Source organism: Pedobacter sp. Hv1 (assembly GCF_001412215.1).
In the GTDB taxonomy this organism is placed as follows: domain Bacteria; phylum Bacteroidota; class Bacteroidia; order Sphingobacteriales; family Sphingobacteriaceae; genus Pedobacter.
This window is the reverse complement of record NZ_LLWP01000004.1, coordinates 606,743-624,001: the sequence shown is the minus strand read 5'-3', so window position 1 is coordinate 624,001 and position 17,259 is coordinate 606,743. Positions and strand designations below refer to the sequence as shown.

The window sequence follows — 17,259 nt, the reverse complement described above, 5'->3', positions numbered from 1 at the left end:
AATAAGGTAACCATGAGCTGCACTAAATACAACTGTTATTTGAGATCGAGAATAGAGTCCTAGCTATTTAGCGGATACGGACTACTGAAACTATCATGGTTCTGTAGATTTGATTAAAACAAAAATAGAAAAAAAATTAAAGGTTCAAATTTAATTTTAAAGAAAATTTTTACCTGATATTTTAGTGAAAAGATAGCTGTAACATATTTATTTTATTTTCATCAAAATCATAAAACTGAACTTGACTAGCTTAACATTAAACCATATTGATAAAAAGTACGGTAGCCATACAGTATTACAGTTTGATCAATGGAAGATCGGATCAGGTATTTATTGGTTAAAAGGTGGCAATGGTACTGGAAAAACAACGCTGTTTCGCATCATTTCTGGTCAAACCCCATTTAATGGAGAAGTTTTATTGGATGAGATTAACCTCAAGAAAGACCTCATTTCATTTCGTTCCAAAATCAGCTATGCTGAGGCTGAACCTCAATATCCTTTGTTTATCACTGGTAAAGAACTCCTTAATTTTTATAAAGAGGTACGGCATGCACAGCAAGATGAAATAGATAAATTGACTTCGCTCTTTGAACTTAACGAGTTTTTAAACCAAAAAATTGGTGGTTACTCGAGCGGAATGCTTAAAAAACTTTCCTTAATCTGTGCTTTTATTGGTGATGTTGAGCTGTACATTTTGGATGAACCTTTGATTACCATTGATGTGGTATCAGCGACTAAATTATATGATTTGATTGTACAAAAAGCCAGTCAAGGGAAAAGTTTCCTATTGTCATCACATCAAGAAATAAATCTTGAAAAATTAAATATAGCGGCAGTTTTCGAAATTCAGCAGAAACAAATTACAAGATGTTGAAATTATTGATCAGGTCTTTGGGTTTAACATTCTATCAGCAACATGTTGGATTGTTCTTAGTAGCCATCTATTTGTTATTTGGAATGATCCAGGGCTATGCATTAATTAGTTTTCATAATGCGTTATTGATCTCCATATGTTCATCACCTATTAATTTATTGATGCTTTTTGTGGTTTGGATTTTGTATGCGCTTAAATGTGTCTTTTTTGTGAAACAAAAACTAGCTTCGGCAGATTATCAGTTTGCAAAAACCATTACATCAATGCCTTCAAAACAGCAGCATGTGTTATGGATAAAATTGTATAGCTTTTTGCTTTTACCCATTATAGGTTATGCAGGTTTGATGTTGTTAATTTCTATCAAACATCAATTCTATTTTACTTTTTTTGCAACCATCTTAAGTGTTTTTTTACTTCTTGCCTTTTTAACCATTTATACTTTTAGGTTCAGTAATTTTACTTTTTACGTTGTCAAAAATTGGATCAATCTTCCAGCTGTTGCGGTTAATAAACCATTTTGGACTTGGCCTTTGTATTACTTGTTAAAGGAGCAAAGAATGATGTTGTTGATCTGTAAAGTGTTTTCTATACTGAGTTTTAAAGTGATTTTGTTGGTTTTTGCAGATGTAGGTAATGATATTCGGGTCTATTTAACTGCATTGCTTGCCGTAGTTTTAAGTCATGCAGTATTGATCTTTAATTTGATCAAATTTGACGCTTTTTATGCAGCCTTTGCCAAGAATTTACCAATTAGCGCAATAAAGAGGTTGTGTTACTGGTTGCTGGTTTTTATGATGTTCCTTATTCCAGAATTGATCCAACTGGTTTGGCTAAGTGATTTAAATACCTTTCAATTGATCAATTGTTTGTTTTTCTGTGTGGCAACAATGTTAGGTTTACAAATGTTGGTCTATCTCTTAAAAGCAGATATGGAAAGGTATATGAAATATCTTTTGTTCTTCTTTTTTGTAAGTATGCTGGCTATCTTAGCTGGCCATTATTTCTTATTCAGTTTATTGCTGATTTCTTTTGCAGTGGTTACATTCTTTTGGAAGTACAATCGTTTAGACCTCAAGGAAATTGCTTAAATACTATATGCTTTGATCATTTCTTCATTTACCTTGCAAGAACGTTGGGTTTTTAAGTCGATCATTACATATTCAAAAATACCATCAGAAGATACCTTTCCTGTTGTTTTGTTAATGATTTCGAACTGAACGTTGCTTCCTTTTTCGTTCATTTCCAAAATTCCAGTTCTCACAATCATTTGATCTCCCATTTTTAATGGTCGTTTAAAATTAATGATCACTTTAGCTACTACCCAACCAAAACCCTGTTCAGCAAATTTCTCCCAGCTCATGTTGTAATATTTATCCATTTGTTCGTAACGGGCTGCCAATACATAATCAAGGTATTTGCTGTTGTGTACATGGTTAAACATGTCTATATCATCAGGACGAACATTTAACTCGCTTTCGAATATGCTATATTGATTTTTTTCCAAGATCTAATTTTTTTGCAAAGGTAGAAAACTAGGAAGAGTATTTGAATTTATGAAACAAATAGATTTTGCAATGACTTATATTTGTATCACGTTGATGATGTCTTGACTCATATTTGTATCAATTTAGATCAAAATTGATGTTTTCATGACTCATATTTGTATCATTTGTCGTATATTTGATATACAATGGGGCGTTTAAAAATATATGATATCAATATCCCTCGTGAAAGCATTCTTGCAGAACGAGAGGAAAGGTATTTAAATCGTTCTGCAGCACAAAAATTCTTTGCGCTCTTAAAACTTAATCGTATTTCAGTGCAAATGAATGGTGGTGAGCCCTTAAAAAAACCACAAGGTAAAGGTATTATCATCAGTAAGCCAATTAGTTAAGTTTTTATGTCTTTTGATAAAGAAAGCCCAGAAATGTTATTGCTTTTGCAAACATTTGAGAAACATGATGTGGAATACCTTATTGTTGGTGGTTTTGCAGTGAACCGTTATGGGTACAACCGTACAACAGGTGATCTAGATATCTATTTAAGGGATACGATTAAAAATAGAAAAAAACTAATCGAAGCTATTGATGAAATGGGTTACGGTAGATATGATATGCTTTTAGAGGTGCCGATAATTGCTGGTTATTGCGAAATTATGATGGATGATGGGATGTATGCTGATTTGATGACAGATATTCCTGGGTTAGATAAAGAAAAATATGATGAATACTTAGATATGGCCACGGTTGATTTGATTAATGATTTTAAAGTATACTTTCTGCATTACAACCATCTAATAGACAATAAAAGGGCTACCAATCGCATCAAAGATCAGTTAGATATTCAAGAACTAGAAAGAATTAACAAGAAAAGCTGATTTTCAAATCATTAGCAGATTAATTTTGCTTTTGTTAATCCATAAAAATACTTTATCTTTGCGCCATAATTAATTAATTTATTCACACTTTAGTATCATTCAAGAATGTATTTAAGTAAAGAAAAGAAAGCCGAAATCTTTAAACAACATGGCGAAGTAGAAACCAATACTGGTTCTGCAGAAGGTCAAGTAGCGTTATTTACATACCGTATTGCGCACTTAACAGAACACTTAAAGAAAAATCGTAAAGATTTCTCTACTCAGTTATCACTTCAAAAATTAGTAGGTAAACGTCGCGGTATTTTGGCTTACTTATTTAAAAAAGATATTGCTCGTTATCGTGCTATCATCAAAGCTTTACAGCTTAGAGATATCATTAAATAAAAAGCTTTTATCATTAAAAGCCATTCTTTTAGAGTGGCTTTTTTAATTTAATACTCAAAAATATAATATATAAACAAGGTCTATTAAAAAGAGGAAAAATAGACCACAACAATTTGTAAATGAATGTAATAAAAAAATCGTTCGATTTAGGCGATGGAAGAATTGTAGAAATTGAGACAGGCAAATTAGCTAAACAAGCTGATGGAGCCGTTGTAGTTAAAATGGGAGATACCATGTTGTTAGCAACAGTTGTATCTACAGTTGGTGCAAAACCAGGTACAGATTTTTTACCTTTATCGGTAGATTATCAAGAGAAATATGCGGCTACTGGCCGTATTCCAGGTGGATTTTTGCGTCGTGAGGCTAGATTATCAGATTATGAGGTTTTAATCTCTCGTTTGGTAGATAGAGCTTTACGTCCGATGTTCCCTAGCGATTACCACTCTGATACGCAGGTAATGATCTCATTAATTTCTGCTGATAAAAATATAATGCCAGATTGTTTAGCTGGTTTAGCAGCGTCTGCAGCTTTAGCAGTTTCTGATATTCCTTTTAACGGTCCAATTTCTGAAGTACGTGTAGCTAAAATTGATGGTAAATTGATCATCAACCCATTAGCTAGCGATTTAGAGCGTGCAACCTTAGAATTTATGGTAGCTGGTTCGGCTAACGATATTGGCATGGTTGAAGGTGAGTGTGATGAAATTCAAGAAGATGAAATGGTTGAGGCTTTAAAATTTGCACACGATGCAATTAAAGTTCAATGTGCTATTCAATTAGAATTAACTGAAGCTACTGGCAAAACTGTAAAACGTGAATATAACCACGAAGATCATGATGCTGATTTAAAAGCTAAAGTTTATGCTGATACTTATGATAAAGTTTATGCTGTAGCAAAATCTGGTTCAAACAAAGACGAACGCAAAGAAGGTTTTACCGCAATTATCAATGAGTTTTTTGAGGCAATGCCTGAAGATACTGCTGATTTAACTAAAGCAATGGCTAAACATTATTACCATGATGTACAGTACGATGCCATTAGAAACCTATTGTTAGATGAAGGTATCCGTTTAGATGGTCGTAAAACTACTGAAATCCGTCCTATTTGGAGTGAGGTAGGTTATTTACCTGCAGCTCACGGTTCGGCAGTATTTACACGTGGCGAAACTCAATCGTTAACATCAGTTACTTTAGGTAGCAAAGATGATGAGCAAATGATTGATGGTGCTTTCATTAATGGTTACAACAAATTCTTGTTGCACTATAATTTCCCTGGTTTCTCAACTGGTGAAGTTAGACCAAACAGAGGTGCTGGTCGCCGCGAAATTGGTCACGGTGCTTTAGCGCAACGTTCTTTGAAAAAAGTATTGCCACAAGGTGAAGAAAATCCATATACTATCCGTATCGTTTCTGATATCTTAGAATCAAATGGTTCATCATCAATGGCAACTGTTTGTGCTGGTACATTGGCATTAATGGATGCAGGTATTAAAATCAAAGCACCAGTATCTGGTATTGCGATGGGTTTAATTACTGATGAGAAAACTGGTAAATATGCAATCCTTTCTGATATTTTAGGTGATGAAGATCACTTGGGAGATATGGACTTTAAAGTAACTGGTACTGAAAATGGTATTGTTGCTTGTCAAATGGACTTGAAAATCAATGGTTTATCGTACGAAGTATTGACTAAAGCATTATTGCAAGCCAAAGAAGGTCGTTTACACATTTTAGGCGAGATGAAGAAAACCATCGCTGAGCCTAATGCAGACTTGAAACCACATGCACCACGTATTGTGTCGTTAAGTATCGATAAAGAATTTATTGGTGCGGTAATCGGCCCAGGTGGTAAAATTATCCAAGAAATGCAACGCGAAACTGGTGCATCTATCTCTATCGAAGAAGTAGGTAACAAAGGTATCGTTGAAATTTTTGCTGATAATAAAGCTGCAATTGATGCTGCTGTTGCACGTATCAACGCTATTGCTGCTAAACCAGAAATTGGCGCTATTTACCAAGGTAAAGTAAAATCTATTATGCCATTTGGTGCATTCGTAGAGATTATGCCAGGTAAAGACGGCTTGTTACATATTTCTGAAATCTCTTGGGAGCGTTTAGAAACTATGGATGGCGTATTGAAAGAAGGCGACAAAATTGAAGTTAAATTGTTAGATGTAGATAAACAAGGTAAAATGAAACTTTCTCGTAAGGTTTTATTATCTAGACCTGAAAAACCTGCAGCTACACAAGCATAATTCAAATTCCTTTATTAGAATTGAATAAAAAAGCCTTCCGAAATCTCGGAAGGCTTTTTCTTTGCAGCTTTTTATTATATTTAGCTCATGAAACACATCATTGCCCCATCTATACTTTCTGCCGATTTTGCTAATCTGCAACGCGATATTGAAATGATCAACCAAAGTGAAGCAGATTGGTTTCATGTAGATGTAATGGATGGTGTTTTTGTGCCCAATATCTCATTTGGTTTCCCAGTGTTAAAGGCAGTTAAAGCACATGCTAAAAAACCATTGGATGTACATTTAATGATCGTAAATCCTGAAAAATATATTCAGGAATTTGTGGATGGTGGAGCAGCTATTTTAACGGTGCATTACGAAGCGTGTACCCATTTGCATCGTGTGGTTCAAATGATCAAGAATGCTGGTTGTAAGGCCTGTGTGGCACTTAATCCGCATACGCCAGTTGGTTTGTTGAAAGATATTTTAACAGACCTCGATATGGTTTTGGTGATGTCTGTAAATCCTGGCTTTGGTGGGCAACAATTTATTCATCAAGCGATTAATAAAATAATCGAACTCAGACAAATGGCAAATGAAATTCATCCGGAGCTAATTATTGAGGTTGATGGAGGGGTTGGTATTTCAAACATTGAAAGCTTAATCAAAGCTGGTGCCAATGCTTTTGTAGCAGGAAATGCCATTTTTGCCAGCAGTAATCCAACACAAATGATTGCTGATTTGAAAAATGTAGATGCTCGTTCACAACAAATTTAATTCTTTGCATGCTAAAAATTCGGCTGTTGATCATAACCTTTTTTTTGGGCTTTACTTTTGTAAATGCTCAACCTTTGGTTAAGGTAACAGGTACCGTTTTAGATTTAAGCAATAATCCACTACAATATGTTACCATTACTGTTTTAGGTCAACAAGAATCTACCTTAACAGCAGTTGATGGTACGTATACCATTTATGCCAGAACCACTTCATTTACCTTAAAATATAATTTTTTGGGGTATAAGCCCTTTCTTTTAAAGATTAACGAAAAGGTAGCCGGTAGGATAGCTCGTAATGTAGTAATGGTACCAAATATCAATGAGTTAGAGCAAGTTACTATTACCAATAAGCAAAATCAGCTCAGTAATACAAGTACCATAAATATCTCAGACTTAGCATCTTTACCCTCCGTGTCGGGAAACTTTGAGAACATTTTAAAAACACTCCCAGGTGTATCAACCAATAACGAGCTGAGTTCTCAATACAGTGTAAGAGGAGGTAATTTTGATGAAAATCTGATCTATGTAAATGATATTGAAATCAGTAGACCAGTTTTGATCAGAAATGGACAGCAAGAGGGGCTGAGTTTTATCAATAGCGATTTTGTAACTAGGGCAAAATTTTCAGCTGGTGGTTTTGAAGCCAAGTATGGAGATAAATTATCATCGGTTTTAGATGTAAAATACGATCGACCAGATAGCAATCAATTGGTGTTAACCAGTGGGCTTTTGGGGGCGTCATTGAGCTCTAAATATGTGTCGAACAGGAGTTTTCTTTTACTAGGTTTACGTTACAAGAACAATAGTAGTGTATTGAATAAGCAAGACAATAAAGGCAGTTATAGCCCAAATTTTGGCGATGCACAAATGCTCTATCAATATAACTTCTCTAGTAAATTTAGTGTAAGTGCGCTAGGTAGTTTTAATATTGGAGAGTTTAAGTTAATTCCGGAAGATAGGGAAACACAATTTGGTACTTTAGAGACCCAGTTAAGGTTAAGAATTGATTATGCCGGACAAGAGATTGATAGTTACCGAACAGCTGGTGGCGCAATTACCGCAAATTTTAGTCCGCAACCTAATTTGGTCATCAAATGGATCAGTAGTTATTTTACTACAAGAGAACGAGAACGTTTTGATATTGAAGGAAACTATGTATTTGATGAATTAGAAACGGGTTTCAATTCTTCAGGCTTTATGCCTGTAAGAATCAACAGAGGGGTAGGCAAGTACCTAAACTATGCCCGTAACAACTTAAACTCGCAAACCATGAGCACAGAAATCAAAGCAGATCAGAGCTTTGATAACCATGTTTTTTCGTGGGGATTTAGGTTAGAAAGAAATAAATTTAAAGATCAGTTGAACGAATATCATTTAACAGATTCTGCTGGTTACATTTTACCATATGATTCGAAGAAATTCTATCTGGAGCAGTCTATCAAAAAGGTAAATGAAGTAAATATCAATAATTACACAGCTTACGTTCAAGACAGTTATTCTTTAACAGATCATACAGATTTACAGATTGGTGTAAGAGGTAGTTTTAATACTTTAACTGATCAAATTTTGATCAGCCCTAGGTTATTGTTGGCTTACAGGCCGAGAAGTAACAACAGGATCTGGCGTTTTACCGCTGGGGTATATCAGCAAGCGCCTACGTATCGCAGCATTAGGGCATACGATGGGAGTTTAAATCTCGATCAGAAGGCCCAACGCTCTTATAATATGTCTGCAGGTTTTGATTATGCCTTCGATGGTTTAGGCACACGTTTAAAATTTACCTCAGAAGCTTATTACAAGTATAACCAAAGATTTATCCCTTATGTGGTTGACAATGTTAGGATCAAGTATCTTTCTTCTTCTGTTGCCAAAGGAAATACTTTTGGGGCCGATTTTAGTATTGGCGGAGAGTTTGTAAAAGATCTGGTGTCGTATTTTAGGCTTTCTTTTATGAGTGCTGATCAGGATATTATTGGAGATTCTTATCAAAAGAAAAATGCATCAGGACAGTTTACCACAGTTTATCCGGGTTATTTAAGACGTCCAACAGATCAGCGAGTTAATTTTTCAGTATTTTTTCAAGATAGGCTATTGAAAAGCCCAACCTATAAAGTGCATTTGAACATGTTGTATGGATCGCGATTGCCAATTGGTTCTCCCTTAAGTGAGCGCTATTCTGATGATTTTAATATCCCAGCCTATAAGCGGGTAGATATTGGCTTTTCGAAAGATTTTTTGGATGATATTGCCCTACGAAAACCTAAATTATTGGATAAATATTTTAGTTCGTTTATTGCTTATTTTGAAGTGTTTAATTTGTTAAATATCAATAACACAGTATCTTATTTGTGGTTAAAAGATGTAGACAATGTACAGTATGCAGTACCCAATTATTTAACGGGTAGACAGTTCAATTTTAAATTGATTTTAAAGTTTAAAAATCATCAATAATTAATACCAAAGTGGTAGATTTACGGTAATAAAAAAATAAATAAAATGAGACATAATTTTGGTGCAGGCCCCTGTATTTTACCGCAAGAAGTATTTAAGCAGGCTTCTAGAGCAGTTTTAGATTTTAAAGACGGTTTATCAATTTTAGAAATTTCGCATCGTACCCCCGAGTTTGAAGGTGTGGTAGCAGAAGCCACTAAATTGGTAAAAGAACTTTTAAATGTACCATCGGGATACTCCGTTTTATTTTTACAAGGAGGGGCAAGCCTACAGTTTGCAATGGTGCCTATGAACTTATTGCCAGAAGGTAAAACAGCAGCTTATTTAGAAACTGGTGTTTGGGCAAATAAGGCTATTAAAGAAGTAAAGTTTTTTGGTAAGGCTAATATTGTGGCTTCTTCAAAAGATGCCAATTATACCTTTATTCCTAAAGACTATACCATTCCAGAAGACAGTGCGTATTTTCACTGTACCTCTAACAATACCATTTACGGAACAGAGATGTTTACCTTACCGGTAACTAAGGTACCTGTAGTTTGCGACATGTCTTCTGATATCATGAGCCGTGAAATAGATGTTTCTAAATACGATTTGATCTATGCAGGTGCCCAAAAGAATATTGGCCCGGCCGGATTGACCATAGTAATTGTGAAAGATGAGATTTTAGGTAAAACCGGAAGAGGAATTCCTTCTATGTTAGATTATCAAGTACATATAGAAGGTGGTTCAATGTACAATACACCTCCAGTATTTTCAATTTATGTAGCCATGCTTAACCTAAATTGGTTAAAATCTAAAGGTGGTGTTGCCGAAATTGAAAAAGAGAACAAAGCCAAAGCACAAGCATTATATACTGAAATTGATAGAAATCCACTTTTTAAAGGCACTTGTGCAGTTGAAGATCGTTCTAGAATGAATGTTTGTTTTGTAATGGAAAATCCAGACTTGGAAAAAGCATTTGCTAAATTTGCCGATGATAATGGTTTTGAAGGATTAAAAGGTCATAGAAGTGTGGGTGGTTTTAGAGCATCTATGTATAATGCCTTACCTATTACCAGCGTACACGCCCTAATTGATTTAATGCAAACTTTTGAAGAAAAATACAAATAGGTTATGATTAAGATACTTGCCAATGATGGCATTGACCCAATTGGGAAACAATTACTAGAAGAAGCTGGATTTACTGTTGATACACAAACTATTGCACAAGATCAGTTGGCAACAGCATTGTTAAATTACGATGCAATCACAGTAAGAAGTGCCACAAAAGTTAGAAAAGAATTAATTGATGCCTGCCCTAACCTAAAATTAATAGGTAGAGGTGGTGTAGGCATGGATAATATTGATGTAGACTATGCCAGAAGTAAAGGACTTGCTGTGGTGAATACTCCTGCAGCATCTTCATTGTCTGTGGCTGAATTGGTTTTCTCTCATCTATTTACTGGAATTAGATTTTTACACGATTCTAATCGTAAAATGCCAGTAGAAGGTGCTACCCAATTTAACAATTTGAAAAAAGCGTATGCCAAAGGGATAGAACTGAGGGGTAAAACCTTAGGTGTGATTGGTTTTGGTAGAATTGGAAGAGAAACGGCTACCATTGCCTTAGGTTTAGGAATGAATGTGTTGGCTTATGATTTATATCCTTTTGATGGGCATATTCCTTTAACTTTTCAAGGAGGTATTAAGGTTGATATTCCAGTAAAAAGTGTAAGCTTAGCAGAAGTGATTGCACAAAGTGATTTCATCTCTCTACATACGCCATTTGCAGACAAGCCAATTTTAGGTGCTGAAGAATTTGCAGCCATGAAAAAAGGAGTAGGTATTGTAAACTGTTCTCGTGGTGGTACTATTGATGAATTGGCATTGATTGAAGCTTTGGATTCGGGTAAAGTTGCCTTTGCTGGATTAGATGTTTTTGACAACGAACCAACACCACTTTCGGCTATCCTAACACATCCAAAAATATCACTAACCCCACACATTGGTGCTTCTACTAACGAAGCTCAAGAACGTATCGGAACAGAATTGGCAAATTTGATCATCGATCATTTTACCAAATAGTTATTTCACTAATAAATAAACAAAAAACTCTAGCTACAACTAGAGTTTTTTTGTTTAAAGCATAAACTAATGATGATGTGCTGGCTTTACCACTAAATTGTGTTGTATTTTTCTTGAAAAAGAACGGAATAAAGTATATTCGCTTTTGCCAAATATCACATCTGTATGCCTACGATAAAACCATTTTGTGCCCTTAAACCAGCGCCACATCTGTTGCGTACCGTAGTTACTCGTCCGCTTGAAAATTACGGGATAGGCGAGGCCAGACTCATCGCTTCTGAAAATCCGAACAGTTTTTTACACCTGATCAATCCAGAATTGGATAATCCTTATCTACGTGGTTCACGTCAGGAGTTGGTGTATAAAAGAATAGGTGAAAACATGGATGATTTTATAGAAAAGGAAATCTTGATTGCAGAAGAGCTGCCCTCCATCTATGTTTATCAGGTTATACATGATGGCATGGTACAAACAGGGATTTGGACTTTAACCCATATCAACGATTACTTACAAGGAAATATCAAAAAACACGAACTTACGGTAGAACGTAGGGAAACATTGTTGGCTGAATATATTCAACAGACAAATTTAGACGCTAATCCTGTATTGATTACTTATCAACCAGATCCAATTGTTAAACAAATCATCAAAAAATATACTGCTTTAGCACCGCAAATCGATTTTTCGTTTGTTGATGGTACAATACATCGCATTTGGACCATTGATCAAAAAGAAGAGCTAGGCTTATTGGTAAAAGCATTTAAAGAGATGCCACCAGTTTACATCGCCGATGGTCATCATAGAGCGGCTTCAATGGCTAAAATGGGACTGCATAAAAGAGCACTATTTAAAGATAATGGAGATGCCGAGTTCAATTATTTCTCTACAGTGTACATGGATACCGAAGAAGTAAAAGTATTAGAGTATAACCGTTTAATAAGAGATTTGGCCGGACAAACTGAAGAGGAGTTTTTGGCTGCTATTTCAATTTTGTTCGAGATAGAAAAAATGGATAAACAGTTCAAACCTGCTGCGTTGCACCATTTTGGGATGTACCTAAAATCAGGTTGGTACAAATTAATAGCGAAGTCAACTGCCTATAATGATGATCCAGTGGATGTATTAGATGTAAGTATTCTGCAAAACCATATCTTAATTCCATTATTGAAGGTTAAAGACCCGAGAACAGATGCCAGAATTACTTTCGAAGGAGGTAAAACTTCTTTAAGCGAGCTAGAAAAACAAATAAATAATGGGATCAATGAGGTTGCTTTTGTATTGAGACCTGTAACATTAAACCAATTGATTGCTGTTGCTGATGCCAATGCCATTATGCCACCTAAATCTACTTGGGTAGAGCCCAAATTTTTGGTGGGGCTCTTGTCTCACTATTTTAAAAAATAAGTGGTTTTTTAGGGTGTTGTTGAGCTAGTTGTCTATTTAAAGTGTTGTTAATCAAACAATTTATCTTTATATTTAAGCAACTTAATTACAAAACCCTAATTTAAATTTAAACTTGTATGAAAAAACTAAATTTATTGAGTCGTGTTGAAATGAAAAAAATAACGGGAGGTTGGGGTTCCTGCATTCCGGAAGATGATCGCGACAGACCTTGTTTATTAGCGGGAGCAATCACATCCTGTAGGGAAGTTCCTTGTTGTTGTGGCTCTTATTGTGGTGGTGTGTTAGACGAAAATGATAACTTCGTTGACCGCTGTATTTCTGATCCCGTATAATTAACAAATGGTTTATGGCGTCTTTAAGTCTTTTTATTTAGTTTAAAGAATTGGTCAAAGCCCAATACCTAAAGCCTAAAATACCTTTCTCAAAAGTTGTTAATTTCATTGGATCTTTTTGATAAAGACTTGGTAAAATCAATTTGTTTAGCTTAACCAAGAGCTTAAATATTTGCTTTTTCATAACGTTTCAATTTTTTGCTTTTGGTAATGAAAAGATAAGTTAATACGGTACACCCTATTAAAAATAGCGCCATTAAAAAATAGGCCAGGTCTCTAGATTTTTCTACCTGGTCTATACTTTTGCTATAGTTTTGGTTCTGGTCCTGTAATATTTTAATCGTTCTTCTATAATTTTGAATGCTTTCGGTACTTGTGCTTGAGGTTGATACGGCTTGTTGTACCTGTAGGTCTTTAAAGTCTAACAATACTTTAAGTTCTTTAAAGATATCATTATCGTTCAAAGCAATCTGTCGCAAAATTTCGTTAGAATTTCTAATATCTCTTTTGGTCTGGAAACCGAAAATACCTGTTTTTGCATTTAGACTTTCATCGTACTGACCAAATTTAATACTTCTTTCGGCTAATAATGTGTTGATTTTAAGTCGCTGACTTTCATAAGCCGAAGTGTCCTGTGCACTTGCATTAAACAAAAATGAAGTAAAACACATCAATAGGAATAATATTTTTTTGAGCATGTTGAGTTTTTCTATTGTTCAAGCAAACTCCATGCCTCAGCTTTACTTAAAAAATTTGGTTTTACTTTTGCCCAAGTTTGAACAAACAATTCAGATTGTCGGTATTGCTCTAAATGTTCAGCACTTTGCCAATTACTGATGGTAAAAAATACCTGTGCATCTGTTTCATGTTGTAGTAATTTTACGTCATTGCAACCTTCAAATGCAGCAATTTTAGATTTTACAACAAGAAATAAGGCTTTAAATTCTTCAATAAAATCAGGAGAAAAATGCATTTTTACAACACGTACTAACATAGATGTAGGCTATTGGTTAACTGTTTAATTGCTTAAGTGTTCATCAGTTCACTAGTTCATTCGTTCATTGGTGCATTAGTCTTTTTGTCAAAACCTGAGCATCTAAACCTTCAACTTATAACTTACAACTTTGAACTTTTTACTTTCAACTTAAAACTCCCTTATGGATGAAACTCTACACGTACAATATCACTTAAATGTAGGCCTAATAAGCCGCTCGCCTTACCTTTGTTAATGGCAATTTCTAAATGGTTACTGATCCCAAATAAGCATAATTTCTCGCCCTCTGGTACCTCATTGTAGTGCCAGCTCAATTGGGTAATGGTTTCGCTCTTTCTAAAGTATAAAGTAAAGTCTCTATTGCGTTGTATTTTGGTAAAAAGATCTTTGGTAATATTGGTAATTACGTTACTAAAAGTGTCAATATAAATTACACTACCTCTAATAATATCTCGCTCTATTACAGGATGTAAAAGCATTCTTTGTTCAATTTCTCCTGTAGGTACACCAATGTCTTTTAATTTCCCGCCTTTGGCCAAATGAATAGCAGCTTTTACAAAAATATCAACCAACGGGAAATGAAGATATTTTAGGTCCTGCATAATATTCAACTCTACCAATTCATCCGGTGTTTCATCAAATAGCAGGGAGAAAATACCATTGTCGGCCCCAACAAAATAATGGTCTTTATACCTTAATGCAATGTATTTTGTATTCTCATTAAAAACAGAATCAATACCAATGAGGTGTACGGTGTTTTTCGGAAAATAGGGGTAGGCATTTTTAAGTACAAAAGCAGCATAAGAAATATTGAAAGATGGAACTTCATGGGTAATGTCTACAATATTGGCAGTAGGCAAGATACTCAAGATGCTTCCTTTTAAAGCAGCTTGGTAAAAATCCTTGGAACCTAAATCTGTCGTTAATGTAATAATGGCCATTAAAAATTCAATATTTATTCTTATTCTTGTGTATAGGCAATTCGCCTACAAATATTCAATTTTTAAATCAAAATATACACTTCTAAATAAAAATACAATATTTTGAACGAACTAAAGCTAACATTAGAGACAACAGATCAGGTACAATTTTGGGGCGCCAACAACGAACACTATGAGTTGATTAAAAGTGCTTTCCCAAAATTAAAAATCGTAGCAAGAGGAAACGACGTTAAGGCACTGGGAGATGAGGCTGAGTTAAAGGCCTTTGAGCAAAAGTTCGAGCAGTTAGTTGCACATCTAGAGAAGTATAGAACACTTTCGCACAATGATGTGGAATCTATTTTAGGTTCTAAAAAAACTACCGTAAAAACAGATGAAACTCCAGTGGCGGCAGCTGTTAATACTGGCGAAGTGATTGTTTTTGGCAATCATGGTTTAATGATTAAGGCCCGTACCGCCAATCAACGTAAAATGGTAGATAGCATTGGTAAAAACGATGTGTTATTTGCTATCGGCCCAGCCGGAACGGGAAAAACCTATACTGCAGTAGCATTGGCAGTAAGAGCACTTAAGAATAAAGAAATTAAACGGATTATATTAACCAGACCAGCGGTTGAGGCAGGAGAGAGCCTGGGCTTTTTACCAGGCGACTTAAAAGAAAAGGTAGATCCCTATTTACGTCCGCTTTACGATGCCTTGGATGATATGATTCCGCCAGACAAACTAAAGTTATATCTTGAGAACAGAACCATTGAGGTGGCGCCTTTGGCATTTATGCGTGGACGTACTTTAGATAATTGTTTTGTGATTTTAGATGAAGCTCAAAACTCTACTGACCTACAGTTGAAGATGTTTTTGACTCGTATGGGACCTACGGCAAAGTTTATTGTAACTGGTGATATTACCCAGATCGATTTACCTAAAAAGGCACAATCTGGCCTACATAATGCACTTCGAATTTTGGGAGAAATTAAAGGGATCGATATCATTTACCTAAACGGAGACGATGTGGTAAGACATAAATTGGTTAAACAGATTTTAAAAGCTTACGGAGATATTCAGTAAAAACTAAAAAATAGCAACAGCTTAATCAGATGCAGAAGATAATTTTAAACAATGAACTTACTTTGTCATTTGAGCCCTTAGGTAAAAGGGTGAGGCTTGTTGTGTCTACAACAGCTAATGAGCTGGTCTGTAGAAAAGAAACCATTAAAAATTTAACGTCTTTTTTAAAGCTAGAAGAAAACCATCTATTTAAGGGAAGGCTCCAGTTAAACAAACATGGCGATATCATTGAGCTGAACATTCAAAATAAGCCAACTGCGCTCATCTCTTCTAAAGATTTTGAGCAGATTTTAAATAATTTACAATAATTTTTAACCCTGTAGCCATTAAACCTACAGGGTTTTTATTTTAAAATTGTATTTTTATAGCCTCATGAAAGCAATCAAAGAAACCCACTTTAATTTTCCACAGCAAACCAGTTTTTATAAAGGTAAAGTACGTGATGTGTATACCATTGATGATCAGTTAATGGCAATGGTAGTAACCGATAGAATTTCGGCATTTGATGTAGTATTACCAGAAGCTATTCCTTTTAAAGGTCAGGTATTGAATCAGATTGCCGCTAAATTTTTAGCTGCCACAAAAGACATTGTACCCAATTGGGTATTGGCAACGCCTGATGAAATGGTAACTGTAGGGAGGATTTGTGAGCCTTTTAAAGTTGAGATGGTAATTAGGGGCTATTTAGCTGGACATGCTTGGCGTGAATATAGTGCCGGTAAAAGAAGTGTATGTGGGGTGGAGTTACCTGATGGATTGAGTGAGAATGACAAATTACCTACACCAATTATTACACCAACAACAAAAGCAGCTGTTGGTCATGATGAAGATATCTCTAAACAAGATATTTTAGCCAAAGGAATTGTTTCTTTATTTGATTACAATCAACTCGAAGAATATACGCAAGCTTTGTACCAACGTGGAACAGAAATGGCTGCAGAGCGAGGTCTGATCTTAGTAGATACGAAATATGAATTTGGTAAAGTTGGCGATACCATTTATCTGATTGATGAGATTCATACACCAGATTCGTCTCGTTATTTTTATGCAGATGGATATGCAGAAAGACAAAAAAATCAAGAACCACAAAAACAACTGTCTAAAGAATTTGTACGCAAGTGGTTAATCGAAAACAATTTTCAAGGTAAAGATGGTCAAGTAGTTCCATTAATGACGCCAGAAATTGTAGACTCGATTTCAGAGCGTTACATAGAGTTGTATGAGCAGATTACTGGAGAGACTTTTATTAAAAATCCATCAGAAAGCATTTTAACTAGAATAGAACAAAACGTGATTAATTCGATTAACGATTTATTATCAAAATAATAATCGCTACTTTCGTTAAATATATAAAATACAA

General features: G+C 35.0%; 19 protein-coding genes. 15 read left to right on the top strand and 4 right to left on the bottom strand.

What is annotated here, in order from left to right; all coding sequences use genetic code 11:
* Positions 1–241: 241 nt before the first annotated feature.
* Positions 242–874: an ABC transporter ATP-binding protein gene (locus tag AQF98_RS10550; RefSeq protein ID WP_055131895.1), complete on the top strand. Its 633-nt coding sequence runs from the start codon at positions 242–244 to the stop codon at positions 872–874.
* 209 nt (positions 875–1,083) lie between these two features.
* Complete coding sequence (locus AQF98_RS10545) at positions 1,084–1,962, top strand: hypothetical protein (protein ID WP_235524211.1); 879 nt, start codon at positions 1,084–1,086, stop codon at positions 1,960–1,962.
* Here the strand turns inward: AQF98_RS10545 and AQF98_RS10540 are convergent.
* Positions 1,959–2,378, bottom strand: a complete 420-nt coding sequence (locus AQF98_RS10540) for a thioesterase family protein (RefSeq protein WP_055131893.1) — start codon at positions 2,376–2,378, stop codon at positions 1,959–1,961. The genes AQF98_RS10545 and AQF98_RS10540 overlap by 4 nt on opposite strands.
* A gap of 186 nt (positions 2,379–2,564) precedes the next feature.
* Here AQF98_RS10540 and AQF98_RS10535 point away from each other — a divergent pair, with 186 nt between their 5' ends.
* The 10 genes from AQF98_RS10535 (at position 2,565) to AQF98_RS22035 (ending at position 12,899) form a co-directional block, all read left to right on the top strand.
* Entirely contained in the window at positions 2,565–2,768 is a 204-nt protein-coding gene (locus tag AQF98_RS10535) for a hypothetical protein (protein ID WP_055131892.1), read from the top strand.
* 6 nt (positions 2,769–2,774) lie between these two features.
* Positions 2,775–3,251, top strand: coding sequence for a hypothetical protein (locus AQF98_RS10530; RefSeq protein WP_055131891.1), 477 nt, complete (start codon positions 2,775–2,777; stop codon positions 3,249–3,251).
* Positions 3,252–3,356: 105 nt separating this feature from the next.
* Positions 3,357–3,635 (top strand): 30S ribosomal protein S15, encoded by a 279-nt coding sequence (gene rpsO, locus AQF98_RS10525; protein ID WP_055131890.1) that lies wholly within the window; start codon positions 3,357–3,359, stop codon positions 3,633–3,635.
* Positions 3,636–3,754: 119 nt separating this feature from the next.
* The gene (gene pnp / locus AQF98_RS10520; protein WP_055131889.1) at positions 3,755–5,890 is read left to right on the top strand and encodes a polyribonucleotide nucleotidyltransferase; all 2,136 of its coding nucleotides are present in this window, start codon (positions 3,755–3,757) and stop codon (positions 5,888–5,890) included.
* Positions 5,891–5,977: 87 nt separating this feature from the next.
* Positions 5,978–6,649, top strand: coding sequence for a ribulose-phosphate 3-epimerase (rpe, locus tag AQF98_RS10515; protein ID WP_055131888.1), 672 nt, complete (start codon positions 5,978–5,980; stop codon positions 6,647–6,649).
* 26 nt (positions 6,650–6,675) lie between these two features.
* Positions 6,676–9,099: a carboxypeptidase-like regulatory domain-containing protein gene (locus AQF98_RS10510; protein WP_235524210.1), complete on the top strand. Its 2,424-nt coding sequence runs from the start codon at positions 6,676–6,678 to the stop codon at positions 9,097–9,099.
* Positions 9,100–9,144: 45 nt separating this feature from the next.
* Positions 9,145–10,209, top strand: coding sequence for a 3-phosphoserine/phosphohydroxythreonine transaminase (gene serC, locus AQF98_RS10505; RefSeq protein WP_055131886.1), 1,065 nt, complete (start codon positions 9,145–9,147; stop codon positions 10,207–10,209).
* Positions 10,210–10,212: 3 nt separating this feature from the next.
* The gene (locus AQF98_RS10500) at positions 10,213–11,163 is read left to right on the top strand and encodes a D-2-hydroxyacid dehydrogenase (protein WP_200911869.1); all 951 of its coding nucleotides are present in this window, start codon (positions 10,213–10,215) and stop codon (positions 11,161–11,163) included.
* Positions 11,164–11,328: 165 nt separating this feature from the next.
* Positions 11,329–12,567: a DUF1015 domain-containing protein gene (locus AQF98_RS10495; protein ID WP_055131885.1), complete on the top strand. Its 1,239-nt coding sequence runs from the start codon at positions 11,329–11,331 to the stop codon at positions 12,565–12,567.
* 116 nt (positions 12,568–12,683) lie between these two features.
* Positions 12,684–12,899, top strand: coding sequence for a hypothetical protein (locus AQF98_RS22035; RefSeq protein ID WP_152969693.1), 216 nt, complete (start codon positions 12,684–12,686; stop codon positions 12,897–12,899).
* Between the two features lie 164 nt (positions 12,900–13,063).
* On the opposite strand, the gene AQF98_RS10490 is transcribed toward AQF98_RS22035, so the two are convergent.
* The 3 genes from AQF98_RS10490 to AQF98_RS10480 form a co-directional block, all read right to left on the bottom strand.
* Complete coding sequence (locus AQF98_RS10490) at positions 13,064–13,597, bottom strand: hypothetical protein (RefSeq protein WP_055131884.1); 534 nt, start codon at positions 13,595–13,597, stop codon at positions 13,064–13,066.
* An 11-nt stretch (positions 13,598–13,608) separates the two neighbouring features.
* On the bottom strand, positions 13,609–13,893 hold the full coding sequence (locus AQF98_RS10485; RefSeq protein ID WP_055131883.1) for a putative quinol monooxygenase: 285 nt from the start codon (positions 13,891–13,893) through the stop codon (positions 13,609–13,611).
* Between the two features lie 161 nt (positions 13,894–14,054).
* Positions 14,055–14,834, bottom strand: coding sequence for an S-adenosyl-l-methionine hydroxide adenosyltransferase family protein (locus tag AQF98_RS10480; RefSeq protein WP_055131882.1), 780 nt, complete (start codon positions 14,832–14,834; stop codon positions 14,055–14,057).
* 102 nt (positions 14,835–14,936) lie between these two features.
* Here AQF98_RS10480 and AQF98_RS10475 point away from each other — a divergent pair, with 102 nt between their 5' ends.
* The 3 genes from AQF98_RS10475 to AQF98_RS10465 all read left to right on the top strand — a co-directional run bounded on the left by AQF98_RS10475 (position 14,937) and on the right by AQF98_RS10465 (position 17,225).
* Positions 14,937–15,899 carry a PhoH family protein gene (locus AQF98_RS10475; protein WP_055131881.1) on the top strand — a complete coding sequence of 321 codons (963 nt, stop codon included), beginning with the start codon at positions 14,937–14,939 and terminating at the stop codon, positions 15,897–15,899.
* Between the two features lie 29 nt (positions 15,900–15,928).
* The gene (locus tag AQF98_RS10470) at positions 15,929–16,207 is read left to right on the top strand and encodes a hypothetical protein (protein WP_055131880.1); all 279 of its coding nucleotides are present in this window, start codon (positions 15,929–15,931) and stop codon (positions 16,205–16,207) included.
* Positions 16,208–16,271: 64 nt separating this feature from the next.
* A complete protein-coding gene (locus AQF98_RS10465) occupies positions 16,272–17,225 on the top strand; it encodes a phosphoribosylaminoimidazolesuccinocarboxamide synthase (protein WP_055131879.1) in 954 nt (317 codons plus the stop codon).
* The last annotated feature ends 34 nt before the right edge of the window (positions 17,226–17,259 follow it).